At 66.7% G+C, this 19,560-nt stretch carries 19 protein-coding genes; 7 read left to right on the top strand and 12 right to left on the bottom strand.

The features are described from left to right. Positions 1-7 precede the first annotated feature (7 nt). Both KUV26_RS06650 and KUV26_RS06645 read left to right on the top strand, forming a co-directional pair. Positions 8-1,627, top strand: coding sequence for a class I SAM-dependent methyltransferase (locus KUV26_RS06650; RefSeq protein WP_261399761.1), 1,620 nt, complete (start codon positions 8-10; stop codon positions 1,625-1,627). Between the two features lie 117 nt (positions 1,628-1,744). After that, a complete protein-coding gene (locus KUV26_RS06645; protein WP_222507774.1) occupies positions 1,745-2,962 on the top strand; it encodes a PAS domain-containing protein in 1,218 nt (405 codons plus the stop codon). A gap of 13 nt (positions 2,963-2,975) precedes the next feature. Here the strand turns inward: KUV26_RS06645 and KUV26_RS06640 are convergent, their stop codons facing one another. Both KUV26_RS06640 and nhaC read right to left on the bottom strand, forming a co-directional pair. Next, entirely contained in the window at positions 2,976-3,992 is a 1,017-nt protein-coding gene (locus KUV26_RS06640; protein WP_222504926.1) for a GlxA family transcriptional regulator, read from the bottom strand. Positions 3,993-4,061: 69 nt separating this feature from the next. Beyond that, positions 4,062-5,534, bottom strand: coding sequence for a Na+/H+ antiporter NhaC (nhaC, locus tag KUV26_RS06635; protein ID WP_222504925.1), 1,473 nt, complete (start codon positions 5,532-5,534; stop codon positions 4,062-4,064). Between the two features lie 288 nt (positions 5,535-5,822). Between nhaC and KUV26_RS06630 the strand changes: the two genes are divergently transcribed. Further along, a complete protein-coding gene (locus tag KUV26_RS06630) occupies positions 5,823-6,173 on the top strand; it encodes an H-type lectin domain-containing protein (protein WP_222504924.1) in 351 nt (116 codons plus the stop codon). Here KUV26_RS06630 and KUV26_RS06625 read toward each other — a convergent pair. Further along, entirely contained in the window at positions 6,170-6,571 is a 402-nt protein-coding gene (locus KUV26_RS06625; protein ID WP_222507773.1) for a helix-turn-helix domain-containing protein, read from the bottom strand. The two genes, KUV26_RS06630 and KUV26_RS06625, sit on opposite strands and share 4 nt — an antisense overlap. 68 nt (positions 6,572-6,639) lie before the next feature. On the opposite strand from KUV26_RS06625, the gene KUV26_RS06620 reads away from it, so the two are divergent. After that, entirely contained in the window at positions 6,640-7,833 is a 1,194-nt protein-coding gene (locus KUV26_RS06620; RefSeq protein ID WP_222507772.1) for an MFS transporter, read from the top strand. A gap of 54 nt (positions 7,834-7,887) precedes the next feature. Here KUV26_RS06620 and KUV26_RS06615 read toward each other — a convergent pair whose 3' ends face one another. After that, the gene (locus KUV26_RS06615; RefSeq protein WP_222507771.1) at positions 7,888-8,910 is read right to left on the bottom strand and encodes a ribose-phosphate pyrophosphokinase; all 1,023 of its coding nucleotides are present in this window, start codon (positions 8,908-8,910) and stop codon (positions 7,888-7,890) included. A 172-nt stretch (positions 8,911-9,082) separates the two neighbouring features. On the opposite strand from KUV26_RS06615, the gene KUV26_RS06610 reads away from it, so the two are divergent. Beyond that, positions 9,083-9,880, top strand: a complete 798-nt coding sequence (locus KUV26_RS06610; RefSeq protein ID WP_222504920.1) for an alpha/beta fold hydrolase — start codon at positions 9,083-9,085, stop codon at positions 9,878-9,880. A 13-nt stretch (positions 9,881-9,893) separates the two neighbouring features. Here KUV26_RS06610 and KUV26_RS06605 read toward each other — a convergent pair whose 3' ends face one another. Then, positions 9,894-10,412 carry a c-type cytochrome gene (locus KUV26_RS06605; RefSeq protein WP_222507770.1) on the bottom strand — a complete coding sequence of 173 codons (519 nt, stop codon included), beginning with the start codon at positions 10,410-10,412 and terminating at the stop codon, positions 9,894-9,896. Next, entirely contained in the window at positions 10,399-11,682 is a 1,284-nt protein-coding gene (gene soxC, locus KUV26_RS06600; RefSeq protein ID WP_222507769.1) for a sulfite dehydrogenase, read from the bottom strand. Before soxC ends, KUV26_RS06605 begins: the two co-directional genes overlap by 14 nt. 188 nt (positions 11,683-11,870) lie before the next feature. Between soxC and KUV26_RS06595 the strand changes: the two genes are divergently transcribed. After that, positions 11,871-12,464 (top strand): 2-hydroxychromene-2-carboxylate isomerase, encoded by a 594-nt coding sequence (locus KUV26_RS06595; RefSeq protein WP_222504917.1) that lies wholly within the window; start codon positions 11,871-11,873, stop codon positions 12,462-12,464. A gap of 18 nt (positions 12,465-12,482) precedes the next feature. Here KUV26_RS06595 and KUV26_RS06590 read toward each other — a convergent pair whose 3' ends face one another. The 6 genes from KUV26_RS06590 to KUV26_RS06565 all read right to left on the bottom strand — a co-directional run bounded on the left by KUV26_RS06590 (position 12,483) and on the right by KUV26_RS06565 (position 17,496). Further along, positions 12,483-13,517 (bottom strand): threonine aldolase family protein, encoded by a 1,035-nt coding sequence (locus KUV26_RS06590; RefSeq protein ID WP_222507768.1) that lies wholly within the window; start codon positions 13,515-13,517, stop codon positions 12,483-12,485. 157 nt (positions 13,518-13,674) lie between these two features. Next, positions 13,675-13,845 carry a hypothetical protein gene (locus KUV26_RS06585; protein WP_222507767.1) on the bottom strand — a complete coding sequence of 57 codons (171 nt, stop codon included), beginning with the start codon at positions 13,843-13,845 and terminating at the stop codon, positions 13,675-13,677. Positions 13,846-13,967: 122 nt separating this feature from the next. Next, positions 13,968-14,450 carry a YcgN family cysteine cluster protein gene (locus KUV26_RS06580; RefSeq protein WP_222504914.1) on the bottom strand — a complete coding sequence of 161 codons (483 nt, stop codon included), beginning with the start codon at positions 14,448-14,450 and terminating at the stop codon, positions 13,968-13,970. Then, entirely contained in the window at positions 14,447-15,379 is a 933-nt protein-coding gene (locus tag KUV26_RS06575) for a bifunctional riboflavin kinase/FAD synthetase (RefSeq protein WP_222507766.1), read from the bottom strand. Before KUV26_RS06575 ends, KUV26_RS06580 begins: the two co-directional genes overlap by 4 nt. A gap of 597 nt (positions 15,380-15,976) precedes the next feature. Next, the gene (locus tag KUV26_RS06570) at positions 15,977-16,420 is read right to left on the bottom strand and encodes a MaoC family dehydratase (protein WP_222507765.1); all 444 of its coding nucleotides are present in this window, start codon (positions 16,418-16,420) and stop codon (positions 15,977-15,979) included. 200 nt (positions 16,421-16,620) lie between these two features. Further along, on the bottom strand, positions 16,621-17,496 hold the full coding sequence (locus KUV26_RS06565; RefSeq protein ID WP_222507764.1) for a TIGR01459 family HAD-type hydrolase: 876 nt from the start codon (positions 17,494-17,496) through the stop codon (positions 16,621-16,623). A 194-nt stretch (positions 17,497-17,690) separates the two neighbouring features. On the opposite strand from KUV26_RS06565, the gene KUV26_RS06560 reads away from it, so the two are divergent. Next, the gene (locus KUV26_RS06560) at positions 17,691-19,544 is read left to right on the top strand and encodes a methyl-accepting chemotaxis protein (RefSeq protein WP_222507763.1); all 1,854 of its coding nucleotides are present in this window, start codon (positions 17,691-17,693) and stop codon (positions 19,542-19,544) included. Positions 19,545-19,560: the final 16 nt, after the last annotated feature.

Genomic DNA, 19,560 nt, shown 5'->3' with positions numbered 1-19,560 from the left:
GCCCTGCATGACATCTACCCAATCTGCAGGAGCCTCCGTGACCGACTGGACCTCCGGCTATGTCGCCGGCATTGACTACACCTTTGACTTCCACCGCCAGCTGACCCCCGCGCTGCTGGGCTTTGCCGCAACCGCCCAGGGCCTCCGGCACGGGCTGGACGGCGATGGCCTCACCTATTGCGAGCTGGGCTGCGGCCAGGGGTTCTCCGCCAACCTGCTGGCAGCCGCCAACCCGCATATCCAGTTTCACGCGATGGACTTCAGCCCCTCGCATATCGCAGGCGCCCGCGAACTGGCGCAGGAGGCGGCGCTGGAGAACATGCACTTCCACGAACGCAGTTTCGAGAACTTCGGCGAAACGTCCGGCCTGCCGGCAGCCTTCGACATCATCGCGTTGCACGGCGTCTACAGCTGGGTCTCCGAAGAGAACCGCCAGCACATCCTGCGCTTCATCGCCGACCGGCTGAAACCGGGCGGCCTGGTCTATGTCAGCAGCAACGCCCAGCCCGGCTGGGCCGCTGCCGTGCCCCTGCGCCGGATCCTCGCTGCCCGGGCCGAACAGGGCAGGGGCCCCCTGGAGGAGCGGATCAGCGAAGCGATGGACTTCGCGCGCCGGCTGGCCACCGCCGGAGGCGGCTATTTCGGCAGGAACCCGTCCGTCACGGCCCGTCTGGACCACATGGCCTCGATGCCGGAAAACTATGTGGCGCATGAGTATTTCAACAAGGACTGGACTCCGTTCTTCTTTGAGGATCTCGCCGCCGAACTGGGCGCTGCCAAGCTCAGCATTGCAGGCTCCGTCAGCCTGCTGGACAACCTCGATTGCGTCCGCTTCACGCCGCAGCAGCGCGCGCTGCTGGAAAGCGAGAGCGAGCCGGTCCGCCGCGAAGGCCTGCGCGACGTGCTGCTGAACGAGCACTTCCGCACTGACATCTTCGTCAAGGGAAGGCTGCCGCACACCCCGCGCGGCGGAATCGGCGCCTGGTTTGGCGCGGCGCTGGCGCTGGCCCGCCCCTACGGCGGCGGCGCGCTCCGGTTCCACCACCGCGGCCGGGATGTGCCGCTTGCGCAGGAAGACTACGCGCCGGTGCTGCAGGCGCTGGCCAAAGGCCCGGCCACGGTGCGCAGCCTGCTGGACCAGGGGGCCTTCGGAGCCCTCGAGTGGTCCGCCATCACCCGGATGCTGACGGTGCTGGCCGGCACCGGCCAGATCGTCCCGGCCCTGCCGCCGGAAGGGCTTGAGGGCCGCGCCGCCGCCTGCCGCGCCTTCAACCTCGCGGTCTGCAAGCGGGCCGAGGAAAGCGATTCCCTGCGCTATCTCGCGTCCCCTGTCACCGGCGGCGGAGTGGAGCTGGACCGGTTCGAGCAGCTGTTCCTGCTGGCCCGCAGCGAGGGGCTGCAAACCCCGTCGGAGTGGGCGGAGCTGGTCTGGCGCATCCTGGCGCCGCAGGGCCAGCGGCTGCAGTATGACGGCCGGGTTCTGGGGACCGCGGAGGAAAACCTTGCCCTCCTGCGCGCCCGCGCGGGCAATTTCGCGGCCCGCCGGCTGCCGCTTTGCGAAAGCCTCGGCCTGACGCTGGAGGACCGCGGGCAGGCCCCGGCGCAGGCCCGGGAGGCCGCGGCCTGAACTGTTGCGCCGCCGGGGCGGGATAAGCCTGCGGACCCCGCCCCGCATTAGCGATTTGACAAGCACTGGCCGTTAGACAGGTGGCACCACGAGACAACCACCGACAGGAACCGAAACGTGTCCTTTGAAGACCGCGCTCTGGCAGCTCAATCCTCGGGCCGTGAATCGGCCTTTGCCCTCGATGAAGTGTTCTTTTCCCGCACCGATCCCCGCGGTGTGATCCAGGCCGGCAACGCCGTGTTCAGCCGGGTCGCCAAATACCGGATGGAGGAGCTTCTGGGCGCGCCGCACAAGGTGATCCGCCACCCGGACATGCCGCGTGCCGTGTTCCAGCTGTTGTGGGACACCATCAAGGGCGGCGGCACCGTCGGCGCCTATGTCAAGAACCGCGCCCGCGACGGCAGCTATTACTGGGTCTTTGCGGTGGTCACCCCCTGCGAGGGCGGCTACCTGTCGGCCCGGATCAAGCCGACCAGCCCGCTGCTCAAGACGGTGCAGCAGGAATATGCCAGACTGCATCAGGCGGAACAGGCCGGGGCGCTGAGCCCGCAGGACAGCGCGGACCGGCTGCTGGCCCGCCTCAAGGAGCTCGGCTATGCCACCTACGATGATTTTGCCGGCCACGCCCTGGCCGAGGAGCTTCTGGCCCGCGATGCCGGCCTGAAACGCCCGGCCTGCGCCCGCCTGGCTGAACGCCGCGCGATGCACGGCACCGCCGGCACGCTGGTCGGGGAAACCGAGGCGCTGGTGCAGGAATTCGAATCCATGCGCACCATTCCCCATAACCTGCGGGTCATTGCCTCGCGGATCGAGCCGGCAGGCGGCCCGGTGACGGTGCTGTCGCAGAACTACAGTTCGATGTCGCGCGACATGTCGAGCTGGTTCGAAGCCCACGTCTGGGGCAAGGACAGCAATTTCCGCGCCATCAAGGGCACGGTGACAGCCGCCATCTTCGTCGAAGGCCTGGCCCGCATCCTCACTGAATGCGCCCGCCAGCTGGAGCAGGAAGGCACCACCGCAGCGGTTGATATCCTCCGCGAGCAGGGCATTCTGAACCAGCTCACCGAGATCCAGTTCGGCAAGGCCCGCAGCAGCCTGCAGGACGTCCGCTTCGAGGCCGGGCGCATCCAGAAGGCCTGCCAGACGCTGCACCGCCATTTCATGGCGCTGACCACCACCCGGGTGCTGTGCAAGATCGAATGCGCCCGCCTGGGCAATGTCGGGGAATCGCTGAACTCGATCATCGACGAGCTGGGCCTGTTCCAGGACCGGATATCGGCACGGCTCGAACGGATCTCCGAACTCAGCAACGCGCTCGCCAGCGAGGAGGCCTGACCGGCCGCCGCGGTCAGGTTTTCTGCTCTGCCCAGCTCTTGCGGAAGGACGCGGGCGACTGCCCGTAGCGCTTCTTGAAACGGATCGACAGCTGCGTCGCGCTGCTGAAACCGGTGGCGGCGGATATTTCTGCTACTGTCATGTTGGTCTCGTTCAGCAGTGCCAGCGCCCGGCCCACCCGCAAGTCGATGTAGAACTGCACCGGCGAGGTTCCGACATAGCGCTGGAACAGCCGCTCCAGCTGGCGCCGCGAAATGCCGGCATGCTCGGCCACCGCGCCGACTTCCACCGGCTCCTCGATGGTGTCGTGCATGTACTGCATCGCAGTGATCAGATGCTGGTTGCGGCTGCTCAGCGCCACCGAATAGGCCGACTTCTGCAGCGCCTCGCGGTTGTTGGAGCGGAAGTGGATGCACATGTCCGACACGATCACCGCCAGGTCCTTGCCGTGGTCGGTCTCGATCATCTCCAGGATCATGTCGGTGGCCGCATTGCCGCCGCCGCAGGTCATCAGCCCGCCGTCGATCTCATAGAGGTTGGCGCTCGGCTCCAGTTCCGGGAAGTGCTCGGTGAAGGCGGGCTGGTTCTCCCAGTGCAGGGTGAACCGCTGCGCCTGCAGGATGCCGGTCTGCGCCAGCGCGAAGGCGCCGGTGCAGATGCCGCCGAACCGGCTGCCGTGGGCGTACTGGCGCCGGATCCAGGCCAGCGCCTTGGGGCTGGCGCTGGCGGCGGGCTCGGTGCCCGCGCAGACAAAGGCGAAACTGCCGCGCGGCAGGTCCTCCAGCCCCATTCCGGTGTTGATTTCGATGCCGTTGGAACAGGCCACCGGCGCGCCGTCCTCGCTCATCAGGAACCAGCGGTACAGCTCTTTGCCGGTGACCTGATTGGCAATCCGCAACGGCTCCACCGCGGCGCTGAAGGCCAGCATGGTCAGCTTCGGCAGAAGCAGGAAATAGATGTCTTTGGGCGGCCCGTCGTAGTCGACCCGGAAACTGGCCGCACCTTTCGGGACAAAGCTGCGGGGATGCATGACGGTACCCTACCAGATGCGTGGATCACATCAAGGCGCGCCGGGGGCCGGCCCCGGCGCGCCGTGTGTTCAGGCGGGAACTTCGGACACCGCTTCGCCGGTGTCCTCCCAGGCGGCGACCTCGGCGTCGCTGGCCTTGGGCGAGAACAGCCCGGTCACCGCATAGAAGATACCGATCAGCGGTGACAGCCAGCAGGCAAAGGCCAGCGGGATGTACAGCAGGTTCTCGAAATTGCCGTCGGCGATCCCCAGCGCCAGCGCCGAGATCACAAAGGCACCGCCGGCGTTCCAGGGGATCAGCGGCGATACCAGCGTGCCGCCTTCCTCGACGGCGCGCGACAGGTTCAGCGGCGAATACTTCATGCCGCGGTAGACCGGCGCGTACATGCGGCCGGGCAGGGCGATCGACAGATAGGGGTCGCCCGCCACGGTGTTGGTCGCCACCGAGGTCAGGATCGCCGATGTCTGGATGCCGGCAAAGCTTTTCACCCGGGCGATGATCACCTCGATGATCGCCTGCAAACAACCGGTCCGCTCCAGCGCGCCGCCGAACCCCAGCGCCAGCAGCACCAGCGAAATGGTCCACATCATCGACTGGATGCCGCCGCGGTTCAGCAGCGGGTCGATCTCCGGCACGCCGGTGTCGATGGAGAAGCCGCTGTTGGCGTAGGTGAAAGTCTCGTGCAGGCCTTCGCCCTGGAACGCGATGGCCATGATGCCGCCCAGCACGGCGCCGGCAAACAGCGACGGCACCGGCGGCTGCTTCTTCACCGCCAGCGCGATCACCAGCAGCGCGGGCAGCAGCATGACGGGGGAAATCCAGAACGCCTCGTCCAGCGCCGCGGTGATCGCCTCGATGCGCTCGAACGACACCTGCGAGGTGTCGATCAGGGTGAAGCCCACGGCCAGGTAGATTACCAGCGCGATCAGCATCGACGGGATGGTGGTCGGCAGCATGTTGCGGATGTGGTCGAACAGGTTGGTGCCGGTGACGGCGGGTGCCAGGTTGGTGGTGTCCGACAGGGGCGAGATCTTGTCGCCGAAGAAGGCGCCCGAGACCACGGCGCCGGCGGTCCAGTACATCGGGATGCCGAAACCCGCGCCGATGCCCATCAGCGCCAGGCCGACGGTGCCGACGGTGCCCCAGGAGGTGCCCAGCGACACTGACACGATGGAGCACAGCAGCATGCCCGCGGCCAGGAACAGCTCCGGCGACAGGATCTTCAGCCCGTAATAGATCAGCGTCGGCACGGTGCCGCTGGCAATCCAGATGCCGACGATCATGCCCACGGTGATCAGGATCGCCAGCGATTGCAGCGAAATGGTCACGACGTGGAACACGCCCTGTTCGATATTGTCCCACTTGTGGCCCAGCGACAGCCCCACCAGCCCGGTGAGGGCAATGCCGATCGCCAGCGGGATATGCGGGGTGAAATCGCCGAAGTAGAACAGTTGCATGCCCAGCACGGCCAGCGTCAGCACGATGGGCAGCAGCGCCAGCCAGAAACCGGGCTTGGCAAGGGGGGGATCATTTGGTGACACGGGTGTCTCCTCCTTAAGGTCAGATCGCCTGCGTGCGGCGGATGCAGCCACACACCAGAGATCGCGGTCCCGGGCACGATCCCTGTGCGCCGGAATCTGTATCTTTTGCGACATGGGGGGATTTGCGTGCGCAAACCGGGAAAAGTTTCCGATTGGAGATGGTGTTTTTGCCCCTCAGGAAAAACAGCTGCACCGCCGGAAACGGGCCGCACGGCGTTTGTGCTGGTCTCTGGATTCCCGCGCTGTATGACTTACCCTGAGAAACGGCCGAACAGCTTGAGGACGGGAATGAAACGACTGCGCAATCCCCGCACCGGGATCGAACAGGGGGATGTCGAAGTCTTCTCGGACTTCGAGAAGGGCGGCGAGATGTGGACCGGCTCCGGCCCGAGGGTGCGGCGCAAGGCGGTCGCATTCGCCGAGGCCTATGCCCGCCCGCCCGCGGTGCATGTGTCGGTGTCGCTCTGGGACATGGACACTTCCGCCGCTATCCGCGCCGAACTGGTGGCGGAAAACATCACCTGCCACGGCTTCGACATCGTTTTCCGCACCTGGGCCGACAGCCGCGCCGCCCGCCTGCGGGCTGCCTGGCTGGCCATCGGCGAGCTGCCCCATGCCGATGACTGGGACGTCGGCTAAACCTCCGCCGTAATCGACCCGGCCCGCAGCAGCTTCTGAAACTTGGGGCACTCCAGATGGCTGGGCGCCGGGCAGTCCGCCACATGGCGCAGCGCGTCCTTCAGGGCCGTCAGCTCGCGGATCTGCGCCTCCAGCGCATCGGCGCGCGCATGCAGCTGGTCCCGCGGCAGGTCGGGCCGGCCGTCCTGGCCGAACATGCCGGCGATCTCCTGCAGCGAAAACCCCGCCGCCTTGCCCAGCGTTATCAGCGACAGCTGCAGCAGGGTCGCCGCTCCGTACTGCCGCCTGAGCCCCTTGCGCCCGGCCGAGGCGATCAGCCCGATTTCCTCATAGTAGCGCAGCGCCGAGGGGGCCACGCCGGAGCGTTCCGCCACCTCGCCGATATCCAGAAGTTTCATCCTTGACCTCAAGCTGGCTTTAATTGGCAGGCTGCCAGCCTTGAACGGATCGGACAAGGATTTTCAGCATGACACCATTCGAAACACCCCTCTGGCGGCAGCCGCAGGCACTGGCGCTCCTGATGGCGGCCAGCCTCACGGTGATGGCCAATGCCACTATCAGCCCGGCGCTGGCAGGGCTGGAGCAGGAGTTTGCAGAGGTGCCTGATGCGGGCTTTATGGTGCGGCTGCTGGTCACCGCGCCCTCGCTGGGGGTGATGCTGACCGCGCCGCTGGCAGGCTGGCTCACTGACCGCAACGGGCGGCGGCGCGTTCTTCTGGCGGGCATCTGGCTGTTCCTCCTGTGCGGCACCGCGGGCTTTTACCTGCCAGACCTGCAGCTAATGCTCGCCAGCCGCTTTGGCCTCGGTATCTCTGTCGGGCTGATCATGACCGCGCAGACCGCGCTGATCGGCGACTATTTCACCGGTGCCTGCCGCCAGGCGCTAACCGGCCTGCAGATCTCGGCGCGCAACTTCGGCGGGCTGCTGTTCATCGGCACTGCCGGGCTGGCGGCCACGCAGTCGCCGCGGCTGCCGTTTCTGATCTACGGGCTGGCTTTCCTGTGCCTCTACGCCGTTTGGCGCCACGCTCCCGAACCCCGTCGCAGCACCGGCGGGGCAGGGCAGGCAGAGGCTCCGGGCCACCCGGCCTGGCTGCCACTGGTCCTAGCTGTTTCGGCGCTGCAGATGCTGACCAACGGCCTGTTCTTCATGATGCCGACACAGCTGCCCTTCTTCTTTGCCGCCCAGGGCCTCAACAGCGCGCTTATGACCGGGGCTGGGTTGGGTCTGCTGTCGCTTTGCGGCGGTGTCGCCGCACTTTTCTACGGGCGGCTGAAATCAAAACTATCCCACGCCGCCATCTTTGCCCTCGGCTATTGTGCCTTGGCCGCAGGTCTTGCCGTGCTGGCACAGCAGGGCAGCGCGGCGCTGTCCCTCGCAGGCGCCATGGGTGTCGGCATCGGCTACGCCACGGTCTCCCCCGGCTTTGTCGCCATTGCGCTGGCGCTGGCTCCTTCAGAACGGCGTGGCACGGCTGGTGCGATCCTCACCGCGTCTGTGTTCTGCGGCCAGTTCCTGTCGCCGTTTTTCACCACCCCTGCCATCGTGCGCTGGGGCTATGGCGGCACCTTTTCAGGCGCCGCCGCGGTGCTGGGCCTGATGGCTGCGGCTGCACTGATTGCCGCACTCTATCCAGCCCGGCACCGCGCCAGCGCCTAAAAAGCAAAAAAGCCCCGCAAGTGCGGGGCTTTTCAAATTCGTCAAACAGCCGCCTCAGCCGCCGTTGGAATAGAGACTCTCGTAGATCGGAACCAGCGTCTTGTCCTCAAACAGCGACGACACCGAGGTGCCGTGCCAGATGTTCAGGATCGCCTGGGTGAACAGCGGCGCGGTCGGCACGATGCGGATGTTCGGCGCATTGATCACCGCTTCGGTCGGCTGGATGGTGTCGGTCAGCACCAGCGATTTCATCACCGAGTTGGTGACGCGCTCCACCGCCGGGCCGCTCATCACGCCGTGGGTGATATAGGCGTGCACTTCCTTGGCGCCGTTGTCCAAGAGCACCTGCGCGGCCTTGCACAGAGTGCCGGCGGTGTCGCACATGTCATCGACGATCAGGCAGATCTTGTCTTTCACGTCGCCGATCACGGTCATCTCCGCCACTTCGCCGGCCTTCTCGCGGCGCTTGTCGACGATCGACAGCGGCGCGCTGATGCGCTTGGCCAGCTCGCGGGCCCGGGCCACGCCGCCGACGTCGGGGCTGACCACCATCAGCTCGTCCATCCGGTCCTTGAACTGGTCTTTCACATCCAGCGCAAAGATCGGCGAGGCATAGAGGTTGTCGACCGGAATGTCGAAGAAGCCCTGGATCTGCGCCGCGTGCAGGTCCATGGTCAGAACCCGCTCGATGCCCGCGCCGGTCAGCATGTTGGCGACCAGCTTGGCCGAGATCGGCGTGCGCGCCTTGGTGCGCCGGTCCTGGCGGGCATAGCCGAAGTAGGGGATCACCGCGGTGATGCGCTGGGCCGAGGAGCGGCGCAGCGCGTCGGCGATGATCAAGAGCTCCATCAGGTTGTCATTGGCCGGGTTCGAGGTCGGCTGGATGATGAACATGTCCTCGCCGCGGACGTTCTCGTAAACTTCGACGAAGATCTCGCCGTCGTTGAACCGCTCGACGCGGGCGTCCACCAGCCCCTGGTCAACACCGCGGTGCATGCTCATCCGGCGGGTAATGGCTTGGGCAAGAGGGAGGTTGGCGTTCCCAGCAATCAGCTTGGGTTCGTTCAAGGTCGGCATTGGCTGTGATCCCCAGGCAGCAATGGCAATGTGTCAGATTCGTGATATTGAACCCCGCTTACCATGCACTTACCCTCGCGCAAAGTTCTAAGCGGGAGAAACAGCTTTTGGTGGCATCCAGGCAAGGCCCTTCAACCCTGTGTCAAACTCCGGGCGCCGCAGGGCCGGCCGCATGAGCCGCGCCCCGCAGGTTTTCCGCCGCAGTTTCGGCCATGGCCCGCGGCCGGTGCTGGCCGTGCATTGCTCGCTGGCCCACTCCGGCGCCTGGCGCGGGGTGGCAGAGGCGATGGCAGAGGAGATCACGCTCACCGCTTTCGACATGCTCAGCCACGGCCGCAGCCCGGACTGGGACGGGCAGGGCAACTACCAGCTCTTGAACGTGCAGGCGGGGCTCGCGCTGCTGACGGGTCCCTTGGACCTCGTAGGCCATTCCTTCGGCGCCACGGTGGCGCTGCGGATGGCGATGGCCCGCCCGGACCTGGTGCGCAGCCTCACGCTGATCGAACCGGTGCTGTTCGCCGCCGCGCGGGACGAGGACCCCGCCGCCTTTGCCGCGCTGGAGGAGGCCAGCCGGCCCGCCGAAGCTGCCTGGGCGGCAGGCGACCGCGAACTGGCAACCCGGCTGTTCAACCGCATGTGGGGGCCGGGGGAGCCGAAATGGCCCGATCTGCCCGCTCCCGCCCGCGCCGCGATGGTCCGCGCGATGCCGGTGGTGATGGCCAGCCGAGCGGTGCTGCATGAGGACGCAAACGGCACCCTGGCCCCCGGCGCGCTGGATGTGGTCACCATGCCGGTGCAGATCCTGACCGGCGCCGGCAGCCCGCCGGTGATCCCCGCCATCGCCCGCAGCCTCTGCCGCCGTCTGGCCTCTGCCGCGCATGCCGAGGTGCCGGGCGCAGGCCACATGCTGCCGGTCACCCGCCCGGCAGAGACCGCCGCCCAATTGCGCCGCTTCTGGACCCGCACCTGACGCCCGGCCGCCTTCACCAGGGTTTCGCGCCCTGCCTGGCCCAGACGTCCAGGAAATTGCCGTGGTTCGGCATCTTCACCTGCGGCAGGGTCTCCGCCGTCATCGCGGTTTCCGCATCAATCACCCCGTTGCGCTCCAGGATATAGGCCGCCAGCGCATAGGTCTCGTCGTCGCTCAGCGACTTCGGCGCCTCCAGCGGCATTGCCCGGCGGATGTAGTCGAACAGCGTGGTGGCATAGGGCCAATAGCTGCCCGCGGGCTTGGCCCAGATATCATTGGGGCCGACCGGCGGCATCACCGGGCCTTCGCTGCCGGTCGCACCGTGGCAGCTGGCGCATTTCGCAGCATAAAGCGCCTCCCCGTCAGCCGCGGTGCCGCTGCCTTCGGGCAGGCCGGTGCCATCGGGTTTCACATAGGTGGCATAAAACGGGATCTCCGCGGTCTCCAGCGGCTGCCCCAGCCCGGGGCCTTCGGCGCGGGCGGCAGCGGCGGTCAGCATCAGGGCGGCGGTGGCAAGGTTAAAGATAGACATTCTGAACCGCTCCTTCTGCCGTGATTTGCCAGGGCTGGATGGCGTTGTAATGCAGGAAGCTCGAGGCGTGATAGCGCGCCTTCCAGTCGGCGCGCGCAGGCTGCACCGCACCGGTTTCGTCAGTGGCGCGGCTCATCAGCACCAGCGGTGATCCGTCCCAGTGCCAGGGCAGGCTGAACCGGGTCAGCGCCTGCGGCAGCACCGGCGCGGCCAGCGCCGCCTCGGCCCAGCTGGCGCCGCCGTCGGCCGAGACCTCGACCTTGGCGACCTTGCCTGCGCCGGACCAGGCCAGCCCGGAAATCTCGTAAAACCCAGGCCCGCTCATCGTCATGGTGGCGGAGGGATGGGTAATGAAGCTCTTCACCCCCATTGCAAAGGTGAACTGGAGCGAGGAGCCATCGGCCAGTATCTCGGTGTATTCCCCCGATTCATCCTTGGTATGGACCGGCGCCTCCGTCACCCACAGGCTGGTCAGCCACTTGATGTTCATGTTGCCCTCGAACCCGGGCAGCAGCAGCCGCATCGGATAGCCTTGCTCGGGCCGGATCCGCTCGCCGTTCTGGTACAGCGCCAGCATGCCGTCCTGCATGATCTTCTCCATCGGGACCGAGCGCGCCAGGCTCGGCCCGTCGGCACCCGCGGCCACCACCCATTTGCCCTCGGGCTGCACCCCGGCTTCCTCCATCAGCACCTTCACCGGGATGCCGCTCCACTCGGTGTTCGACACAAGGCCGTGCAGCATGTCGCAGCCCGCCTGCATCGGCTCCGGCATCACCGCGTTGAACAGGCTGTTGCCGGCGCATTCCAGGAAATGGATGGCTGTGGCCATCGGATAACGCTCCAGCGCCTCCAGGTCGAATTGCAGCGGGCGCTCCACCAGCCCGTGGATCATCAGGCGGTGGCGGGCCGGGTCAATGTCGGGCCGGCCGCCGTGATGCACCTCGTAATGCAGACCGTTGGGGGTGATGGTGCCGCGCAGGCGGTGATGCGGTGTGCCCGACAGGCTGAAGGCCGGCGCCACGTCCTGCCAGGGTTCGATGATGGCGCGCTGCACCGATGCCTCCGCCGCGGCCGGCGTGCCGTAACCGCGCGCCCGTGCGCCCGCGGCCTTGGTCCATTCCGGGATATCCGCCTCTGCCCGTGCCCCGCGCGGCTGCAGCAGCCCCGCTGCGGTCCCGGCAGCAGCCGAGGCCAGCAGCATCCGGCGGCTCAGCAGCCCGCCGCCCGCGGCATACTCCAGCGCCGCGCTGTCATTTCCGGATCGTGTCATGAATGTCCCCTCCCTCGCTGGCAAATGCTGCTCGCACAGGGCCCCGGGACGCGGGTCTTGCCACCCGCTGATGCCGCAATCCTAACATAAAACGGTCTGCAGCAGCAGGGGGCGGTGCCGGGGCCGGGTGGATTAACCGCGCCCCGCCGCTAAACTCTACCGCAGGCATAGACTGACAGGAGGCTCCCATGCCCGGACTGGATTTCTGGTATTCGATCGGCAGCACCTACAGCTACCTCACCGTGATGCGGATCGGCGATGCGGCGGCGCAGGCAGGCATCCCCGTCCGCTGGCGCCCCTTCAACGTGCGCCACGTGATGACCGTGCAGAACAACATCCCGTTCAAGGACAAGCCGGAAAAGACCGCCTATATGTGGCGCGATATCGAACGCCGCGCCGGACGCTACGGCCTCCATGTGCGGCTGCCCGCGCCCTATCCGCTGCCGGAATTGGTGCTGGCCAACCAGGTTGCGGCGCTGGGCGCGGCGGAGGGCTGGGGCGAGGCCTATACCCAGGCCGCCTACCGCTGCTGGTTCGAGGCCGGCCAGCCGGCGGGCGAGGACCCGAACCTCAGCGCCAGCCTGCAGGCCGCGGGCCAGGACCCGGCCCGGGTTCTGGCAGAAGCGGTGTCGGACAAGACCGTGAAAATGCTCGCGGATGCCACGGAAGAGGCGATGGCGCTGGGCATCTTCGGCGCCCCCAGCTTTGCGGTCGCAGGAGAGATATTCTGGGGCGACGACCGGCTGGAGGATGCGCTCCTCTGGGCGCAGGGCAAGCGGTAGCCGCCGCCCTGCAACACATCAAAGCAGCGACAGGAATGCCCGGATATCTTCCTCCGGCACCGACCAGTCGCAGACGAAGCGTGCAGTGACCATCTCGTTCTCCGGCCCCTGCAGCAGCCCGTCCCACAGGTGGTAGATGGCGCCAGCCGCAAACAGCTCCTGATGCTTGCCGCGGGGCAGGGCGGCAAAGATCATGTTGGCCTGCACCGGATGGGTGAAACGGGCCCCCGCCGCCTCCAGCCCCTCGGCCAGCAGCGCGGTCTTGGCATTGGCGGCGCGGGCGTTCTCCAGCCACAGGCCATCCGTCAGATAGGCCAGCATCTGCGCCGACAGGTAGCGGTGCTTGGAAAACAGATGCGCGCCGCGCTTGCGCCGGTACTCGAACTCCTGCGCGTGTTTGGAGTCAAAGAAGATCACCGCTTCCACCCCCATGCAGCCGTTCTTGGTGCCGCCGAACGACACCGCGTCAACGCCCGCCTTCCAGGTCATCTCGGCCGGCGTGCAGCCCAGCGACACCAGCGCATTGGTGAACCGCGCGCCGTCCATATGCACCGGCAGCCCGTATTCCTTGGCGGCAGCACAGACCGATTGCAGCTCCTTCAGGCTGTAGACGGTGCCGAATTCCGTCACCTGGGTCAGCGACACCGGCCCCCGCTGCGGCCCGTGCACGCCGCGGGTCTCCTCGCCCTCGATGGCGGCGCGCAGCCCTTCGGAGGTCATCTTGTCGGCGTCCGTCACCAGCGTCAGTTTGGCGCCGCCGCTGTAGAACTCCGGCGCGTTGCATTCATCCATGTTGATATGCGCGGGCTTGGTGCAGAACACCGTCTGCCAGGGCCGCGCCAGGGTGGACAGCGCCAGCACATTGGCGGCGGTGCCGGTGGCCACCAGGTAGACCGCCGCTTCCGGCGCCTCGAAAATCTCCCGGATCCGCTCCGTCACCTCCGCCATGTCCGCATCCGCGCCATAGCCCATGGCATAGCCCTGGTTGGTCCGCGCCAGCGCGTCGAGGATCTGCTGCGGCACCGGGCCGGAGTTGTCGGAGGCGAAATGCATCGGTCGGGATCCTTCAGCTGTCTTGGGTCTGCCCCAAGCAGTAGGCAGTTCCGCCGCCGATGCCAAGGCGGTTCCGCAGGGACGGCGGGTCAGAACATCTGCGCGAACAGCACTCCCAGCCCGATGCCGGCGCAGGTCCCCACAGTGGCCCAGACCGTCAGCTGCCTGCCCAGCTGGTACTGGTGCCAGGACTGGATCTGCCCAGCTGGTACTGGTGCCAGGACTGGGTCTGCGCAGCCTGGCTGTTGCTGAGGCCCAAAGTCGTAAGGAACTCCCTGGCCTTGTAGGCTTCTTTATCGCTGAAATAGGTGCCGTGCTCAAATGGCATCTGCTGCCCTCCTCATGGGGAACCCGCTGGGGTTCCTTCATCATGGGGGCGGGAGGCAGCGGAATGCAACTTTAAGTTGCAGTGCTGTTTAACTGTTCCGGATGCGGCGCAGAGCTGCGGATTCAGCCCGTGGGCTCGTCGATGATGTGGTCTTCCCACTCGTCCTCGGAAATCTCGAACTCCGACACCGTCCAGCCGCGCACCGAAACGCCGGCCTCATGCACGCTCTCGGGCGTGCCGGTCAGCAGCGGATGCCACTCCGGCAGCGGCTTGCCCTGCCACAGCAGCCGGTAGGCGCAGGTCTGCGGCATCCAGTAGGCGTGGGTGTCCAGGTTATCCGGCTTCAGCACGATGCACTCGGGGATGAACTGGTGGCGGATCGGGTACTGGGCGCAGCGGCAGGTGCTGTCATCCAGCAGGCGGCAGGCCACCCGGGTCAGCGCGACCTCGCCGGTGTCCTCGTCCTCCAGCTTGTTCAGGCAGCATTTGCCGCAGCCGTCGCACAGCGCTTCCCATTCTTTCTGGTTCAGCTCGGTCAGCGGCTTCTTCTCCCAGAAGCGCTTGCCCAGGCCAGAACGGTCAATCACGTCTTTTGCAGGTTTCATAGCGCCGCCAGTATATCACGCGCCTCGGCACAATCCGCATCCATCTGGCGGGTCAGCGCCTCCAGCCCGTCGAATTTCAGCTCCGGCCGCAGGAAGGCCACCAGCCCCACCGACAGCGTCGCGCCGTAAAGGTCGCCGGAGAAATCGAACAGGAAGGTCTCGATATTGGGCAACACGCCGCCGAACATCGGCCTGACCCCGATCGAGGCCGCGCCGCGGTAGCTGCCGGCATGCGGCCCGTCCAGCACATCGACCAGCACCGCATAAACCCCGAACCGCGGCTGGTGCAGCCCGTCGATCGACATGTTGGCAGTGGGAAAACCCAGCTCCCGCCCGCGCTGCTCGCCGCCGATCACCACGCCCTCGATGCGGTGCCAGTGGCCCAGCATCTCCTTGGCATCCGCCGGGCGGCCTTCGCTCAGCGCGTTGCGGATCGCGGTGGAGGACACCGCGTGTTCGGAATATTCCATCAGGGGCGCAATGGTGACCCCAAAACCGTATTGTTCGCCGAACCGCTTCAGATCCTCGGCATTGCCCGCGCGCCCCTTGCCGAAACAGAAATCGGCCCCGACCACCACATGGCGCAGCCCTAGTCCCTTGGCGATCACGTCGCGGGCGAACTCCTCCGGCGTCAGGCTCGACAGCGCGGTGTTGAAGTTCAGCTCATAAAGCCGCTCCACCCCCAGCTTCTCCAGCCGGTGCGCGCGGGTCTCGGCGCGCATCAGCCGGAACGGCGGGCTGTCCGGCGCAAAAAACTCGCGCGGGTGCGGCTCGAACGTCATCACCCCCAGGGGCGCGTCCGGCGCCGCCTTGCGGGCCAGCTCGATCACCGACTGATGGCCCAGATGCACGCCGTCGAAGTTGCCGATGGCGACAGTGGCGCCCCGGTCCTGGTGTTCGACGAATTCATAATCTCTGACGATACGCATGGCGCATCCGTACCCGCAGCCGCGCGGCGGTTCAAGCGGCCAGTGGGCGGACGGGAGAAGTACGTTTCTTCCCCGCCCGGAACAAGGCGCGCAGCGCTGCCGGGCAGGTGCTTTGCAGAGGGGAGTGCTCCCTCGTTTGCTCATACGGATGTTGCAGGGGTAAACTGCCCCGAGCAGGCCGCCCCGCAGGCAGGCGCCCGCCCTCAGCATCAGGCCATAGATGCGGCAATCCGCAGGGTGTTGCGCACCCGGCGTACGGTGCCTTCACGCAATCCTCATGGCCCTATGCGACACTTTCAAATGATCGCGATCCCCCGCCATGGTTCCCGCGCGCGGGGCCATGATACGAGGCGCAGGCATCTGTGCGGCTGCCAGCGCGACACCAGGAAACCGGCCCCGATAAAAAGGGGCTCGTCCAAGCGAGCTTGTCCGAGCAGGCCCCCGGCGGGGTCTGTCCACCTCCGCCCGGCGGCGCCGCCCCCTTAACTGGGACACAGGCACAACGGAACGGAAAGAGCGGAACAGCAGAGGCCAGCAAAGCAAAAACCGCCAAGGGCAAAGGCCCCCGGCGGCTGAAACTGCTGTGAACCGGAAAACTCAGTCGAACTTGCGCGACGGCGCCATCACCATGGCTTCGCCGACCAGTACCTTCTTGCCGTTGACAATGCAGCGGCAGTCCAGCTTGACCCGGCGCTTGTCGATCACGATGTCGGTCACCTCGACCTCCGCCAGCACCAGGTCGCCCGGGCGCACCGGCGCCAGGAACTTCAGCGACTGGCTCATGTAGATGGTGCCGTGGCCGGGCAGCTGCTCGCCGATCACCGCCGAGATCAGCCCGGCGGTCAGCATCCCATGCGCGATCCGGCCCTCGAAAATGGTGTCCTGGGCATACTCGTCGTCCAGATGCACCGGATTGCGGTCGGTCGACACCTGGGCGAACTTCTCGATGTCCTCATCGGTGATGACTTTGCGCAGGTAACGCACCATGCCCATCTCGATGTCCTCGATGCAGATGGTTCCGCGCGGCATGTTGTCCAACATTTCATCCTCCGTTCGCCCGGCCCTGAACGCATCATTTGACCGTTTGGCGTTGTAACTTTTGCGCGCCAGCGTGACGCCTTGCGCAACTTTATTACTTTGCAGTTGCAGAAAATCAAGAGGTTTCTGACAAAAGAAAACCCCGCCCGGTGCGGGCAGGGTTGCAGAGGCGGGCCGGCAGACGGCAGTGCGGAAGGCGGAAGTTACCGCAGGAATCCAATGGCATAGGTCGGCGCGGATTGCTCCTGCGCCAGATAGGCCGCCAGCGCGTCCGCCTCCGGCTGGTCTGACGTTTTTGTCTCTCTGGCCGCAAGCCCGCCGGTGATGAACAGGGAATCGATGCCTTCGCCCATGGCGCCGGCGATGTCCGTGTGCGGCCCGTCGCCGATCGCCAGGATCTCGGAATCGGCGATCCCCGGGGCGGCCTCCTGCAGCCGCAGGCGGGCCAGGTCGTAGATCGGCGGATGCGGTTTGCCGAAATACAGGCTCTCGCCGCCCATCTCGGTGTAAAGCCGCGCCAGCGCGCCCGCGCACCACTCGCGTTTCTCGCCGCGGTCCACCACGATATCCGGGTTGGCGCACAGCAGCTTCATGCCCATCTGTTTGGCATAGAGGAAATCGGGCCGGTTCACCTCCGGATCGGCCTGCGGATCGAACGGGCCGCAGCAGACGATGCCCTCGGCCTCCTTCAGCGGCACCCGGGTGATCTCCACCGGATCATGAATCACATGCAGCGGCTCAAAGAAGCCCGCATCGCGCTCCCATTCGCCCATGAAATAGACCTTGTTGCCGACCGCGCCGGTGAACATCGCCGCCCGCGCGGAATCGCCCGAGGTGGCGATGGTGTCATAGGCGTCCTCCGGCACGTTGAACTGCCCCAGCTGCGCCGCCACGCCCGCGCGCGGTTTCGGCGAATTGGTCACCAGCACCACGGTGCCGCCCTTGGCGCGGTAGGCCTGCAGCGCCGCCACTGCCTCGGGAAAGGCGGTGATGCCGTTGTGGACGCAGCCCCACAGGTCCACGAACAGCGCCCTGTAGCGGCTGGAAATGTCGGAGAGGGAGGTGACGATCTGGGTCATGGCCGGGCCTTCGCGCGTATTTCACTTGCCGCCAGCTATGGCAGAGACGGCGGCGAAAGGCCAGTGGCGCGGGCTGTTGCGGGGCGCTGGCCGTTCCGTTGAGCCACCGTAAAAAACGGCGCGGTCGCCGCAGGTTTTTTGAAAATTAACTTTGGCGATCTTCTCTGGGGCAAAACAACCTGTGGTGTATTGTCATGTTTCGCACGTTATCCCTCAAGCGCCGGCTGCTGCTGTCCGGCATTATCGCAATGTCATCGGTGCTGATCCTCGCCGCGGTGTCGCTGTTCAGCCTGTGGCAGAGCGAGCTGAACCTGGAGCGCCAGATCAACGTGACCCAGGCGGTCCGGCATGAGCTGACGGCGGACATCGCCCACAGCCACATCAGCGCCGCGGTGGTCTCGGCGGTGGTGCTGGGCCAGGACGGGGCCGAAGCCCGCAAGGCGGAGCTTCTGGCCGTGGCGGAGGAGGAGGCGCAGAGATTCCGTGCCGAAATGGACGCGCTGCATGCGCTGGAGCTGCCGGAGGACATCCGCAGAATGGTGGCCTCGCTGCTGCCCCTGGTCGACGGTTTCAACACCAGCGGCGCAGAGGTGATGGCGCTGGCCTTCACCGATACTGAGGCGGGGGCCGACGCGCTGCCGGCCTTCCAGTCCTATTCCGCGAATATCTCCGGAAAACTGTCCCGGCTGGGCGCGGCGATCAAGGTCTCGGCGGCGGACACCGCCTCCGCGGCGCGCCGGAACGACCAGAACCTGCTGTATCTGGTGCTGGCGATCTCGGCGGCGGCGACGGTCATCATGCTGCGGAACTCCCGCACGGTGACGCTGACCATCACCCGGCCGATCGAGCGGCTGCGTGCCGCCCTGCGGGAGGTGGCGGAAGGCGACATCAGGCTCAAGGTCGCGGACCGGATGCGGGCTGACGACTTCGGTGAAATCGCCAAGGATATCGATGCGGTCTCGGGCCGGGTGGTCGAGGCGCTGGAGGAGCAGAATGCCCTGCGCGAGGAAGGCGAGGCGGTGATCGAGCGCCTGCGCGGGGCGCTGCAGCGGCTGGCGGCCGGCGATTTCAGCGATCAGATCACCGATCAGTTCGGCGGCGAGTACGAGCCGCTGCGGGTCAATTACAATGAAACCGTGGCCAGGCTGAACGGGCTGCTGTCCCAGGTGGTGCAGGCCGGGGGGCGGCTGCAAAGCCAGGCGGACGGCATCCGCGCCGCGTCGGAGGACCTGTCGAACCGCACCGAAAGCCAGGCGGCAACGCTGGAGCAGACCGCCGCCGCGCTGGAGCAGATGACCGCCAGCGTCAATTCCTCGGCCCGGAACGCTCAGGAGGTGCAGGGCGCCGTCGAGGCCGCCCGCGCCGACGTCGAGCGCAGCGGCGAGGTGGTGGAGGGCGCCATTGCGGCGATGAACGAAATCGAGACTTCCTCCAACCAGATCAGCCAGATCATCGGCGTCATCGACGACATCGCCTTCCAGACCAATCTGCTGGCGCTGAACGCGGGCGTCGAGGCCGCCCGCGCGGGCGAGGTCGGCCGCGGCTTTGCGGTAGTGGCCTCCGAGGTGCGGGCGCTGGCGCAGCGCTCCTCCGACGCTGCGATGGAGATCAAGACGCTGATCAGCGCGAGCTCAGCCCATGTGAAGGACGGGGTGCAGAAGGTGGACGGCGCAGGCCGGGCGCTGGACACCGTGGTCAGCCAGGTCGGCCGCATCACAGAGCTGGTGGCCGGCATTTCCCGCCAGTCGGCGGAACAGGCGCAGGGGCTGGGCGAGATCAATATCGGCGTCTCCCAGCTCGACACGGTGACCCAGCAGAACGCCTCCATGGTGGAGGAAACCGGCTCCGCCATCCGCGCGATGAGCGGCGAGACGGTGGAATTGAACCGGATGGTCGGCCAGTTCGTGCTGCTTGACGGAAAGCCGCCCGCTGCCCCGGCCGGGGCAGAGCCGCAGGCGCAGGCGGCCGCGGAGGAACGGGCCGACCGGACCTGGGAGGCCGTCGCCGGCGCGGCTGACAGCGGCAGCCCGGCGGCCCGCTCGGCCTGACGCTTCCGCTTCAGCC

It is taken from the genome of Leisingera daeponensis (genome assembly GCF_019801465.1).
In the GTDB taxonomy this organism is placed as follows: domain Bacteria; phylum Pseudomonadota; class Alphaproteobacteria; order Rhodobacterales; family Rhodobacteraceae; genus Leisingera; species Leisingera daeponensis_A.
The sequence above is the reverse complement of the archived record's forward strand: the minus strand, read 5'-3'. Positions and strand labels throughout refer to the sequence as shown.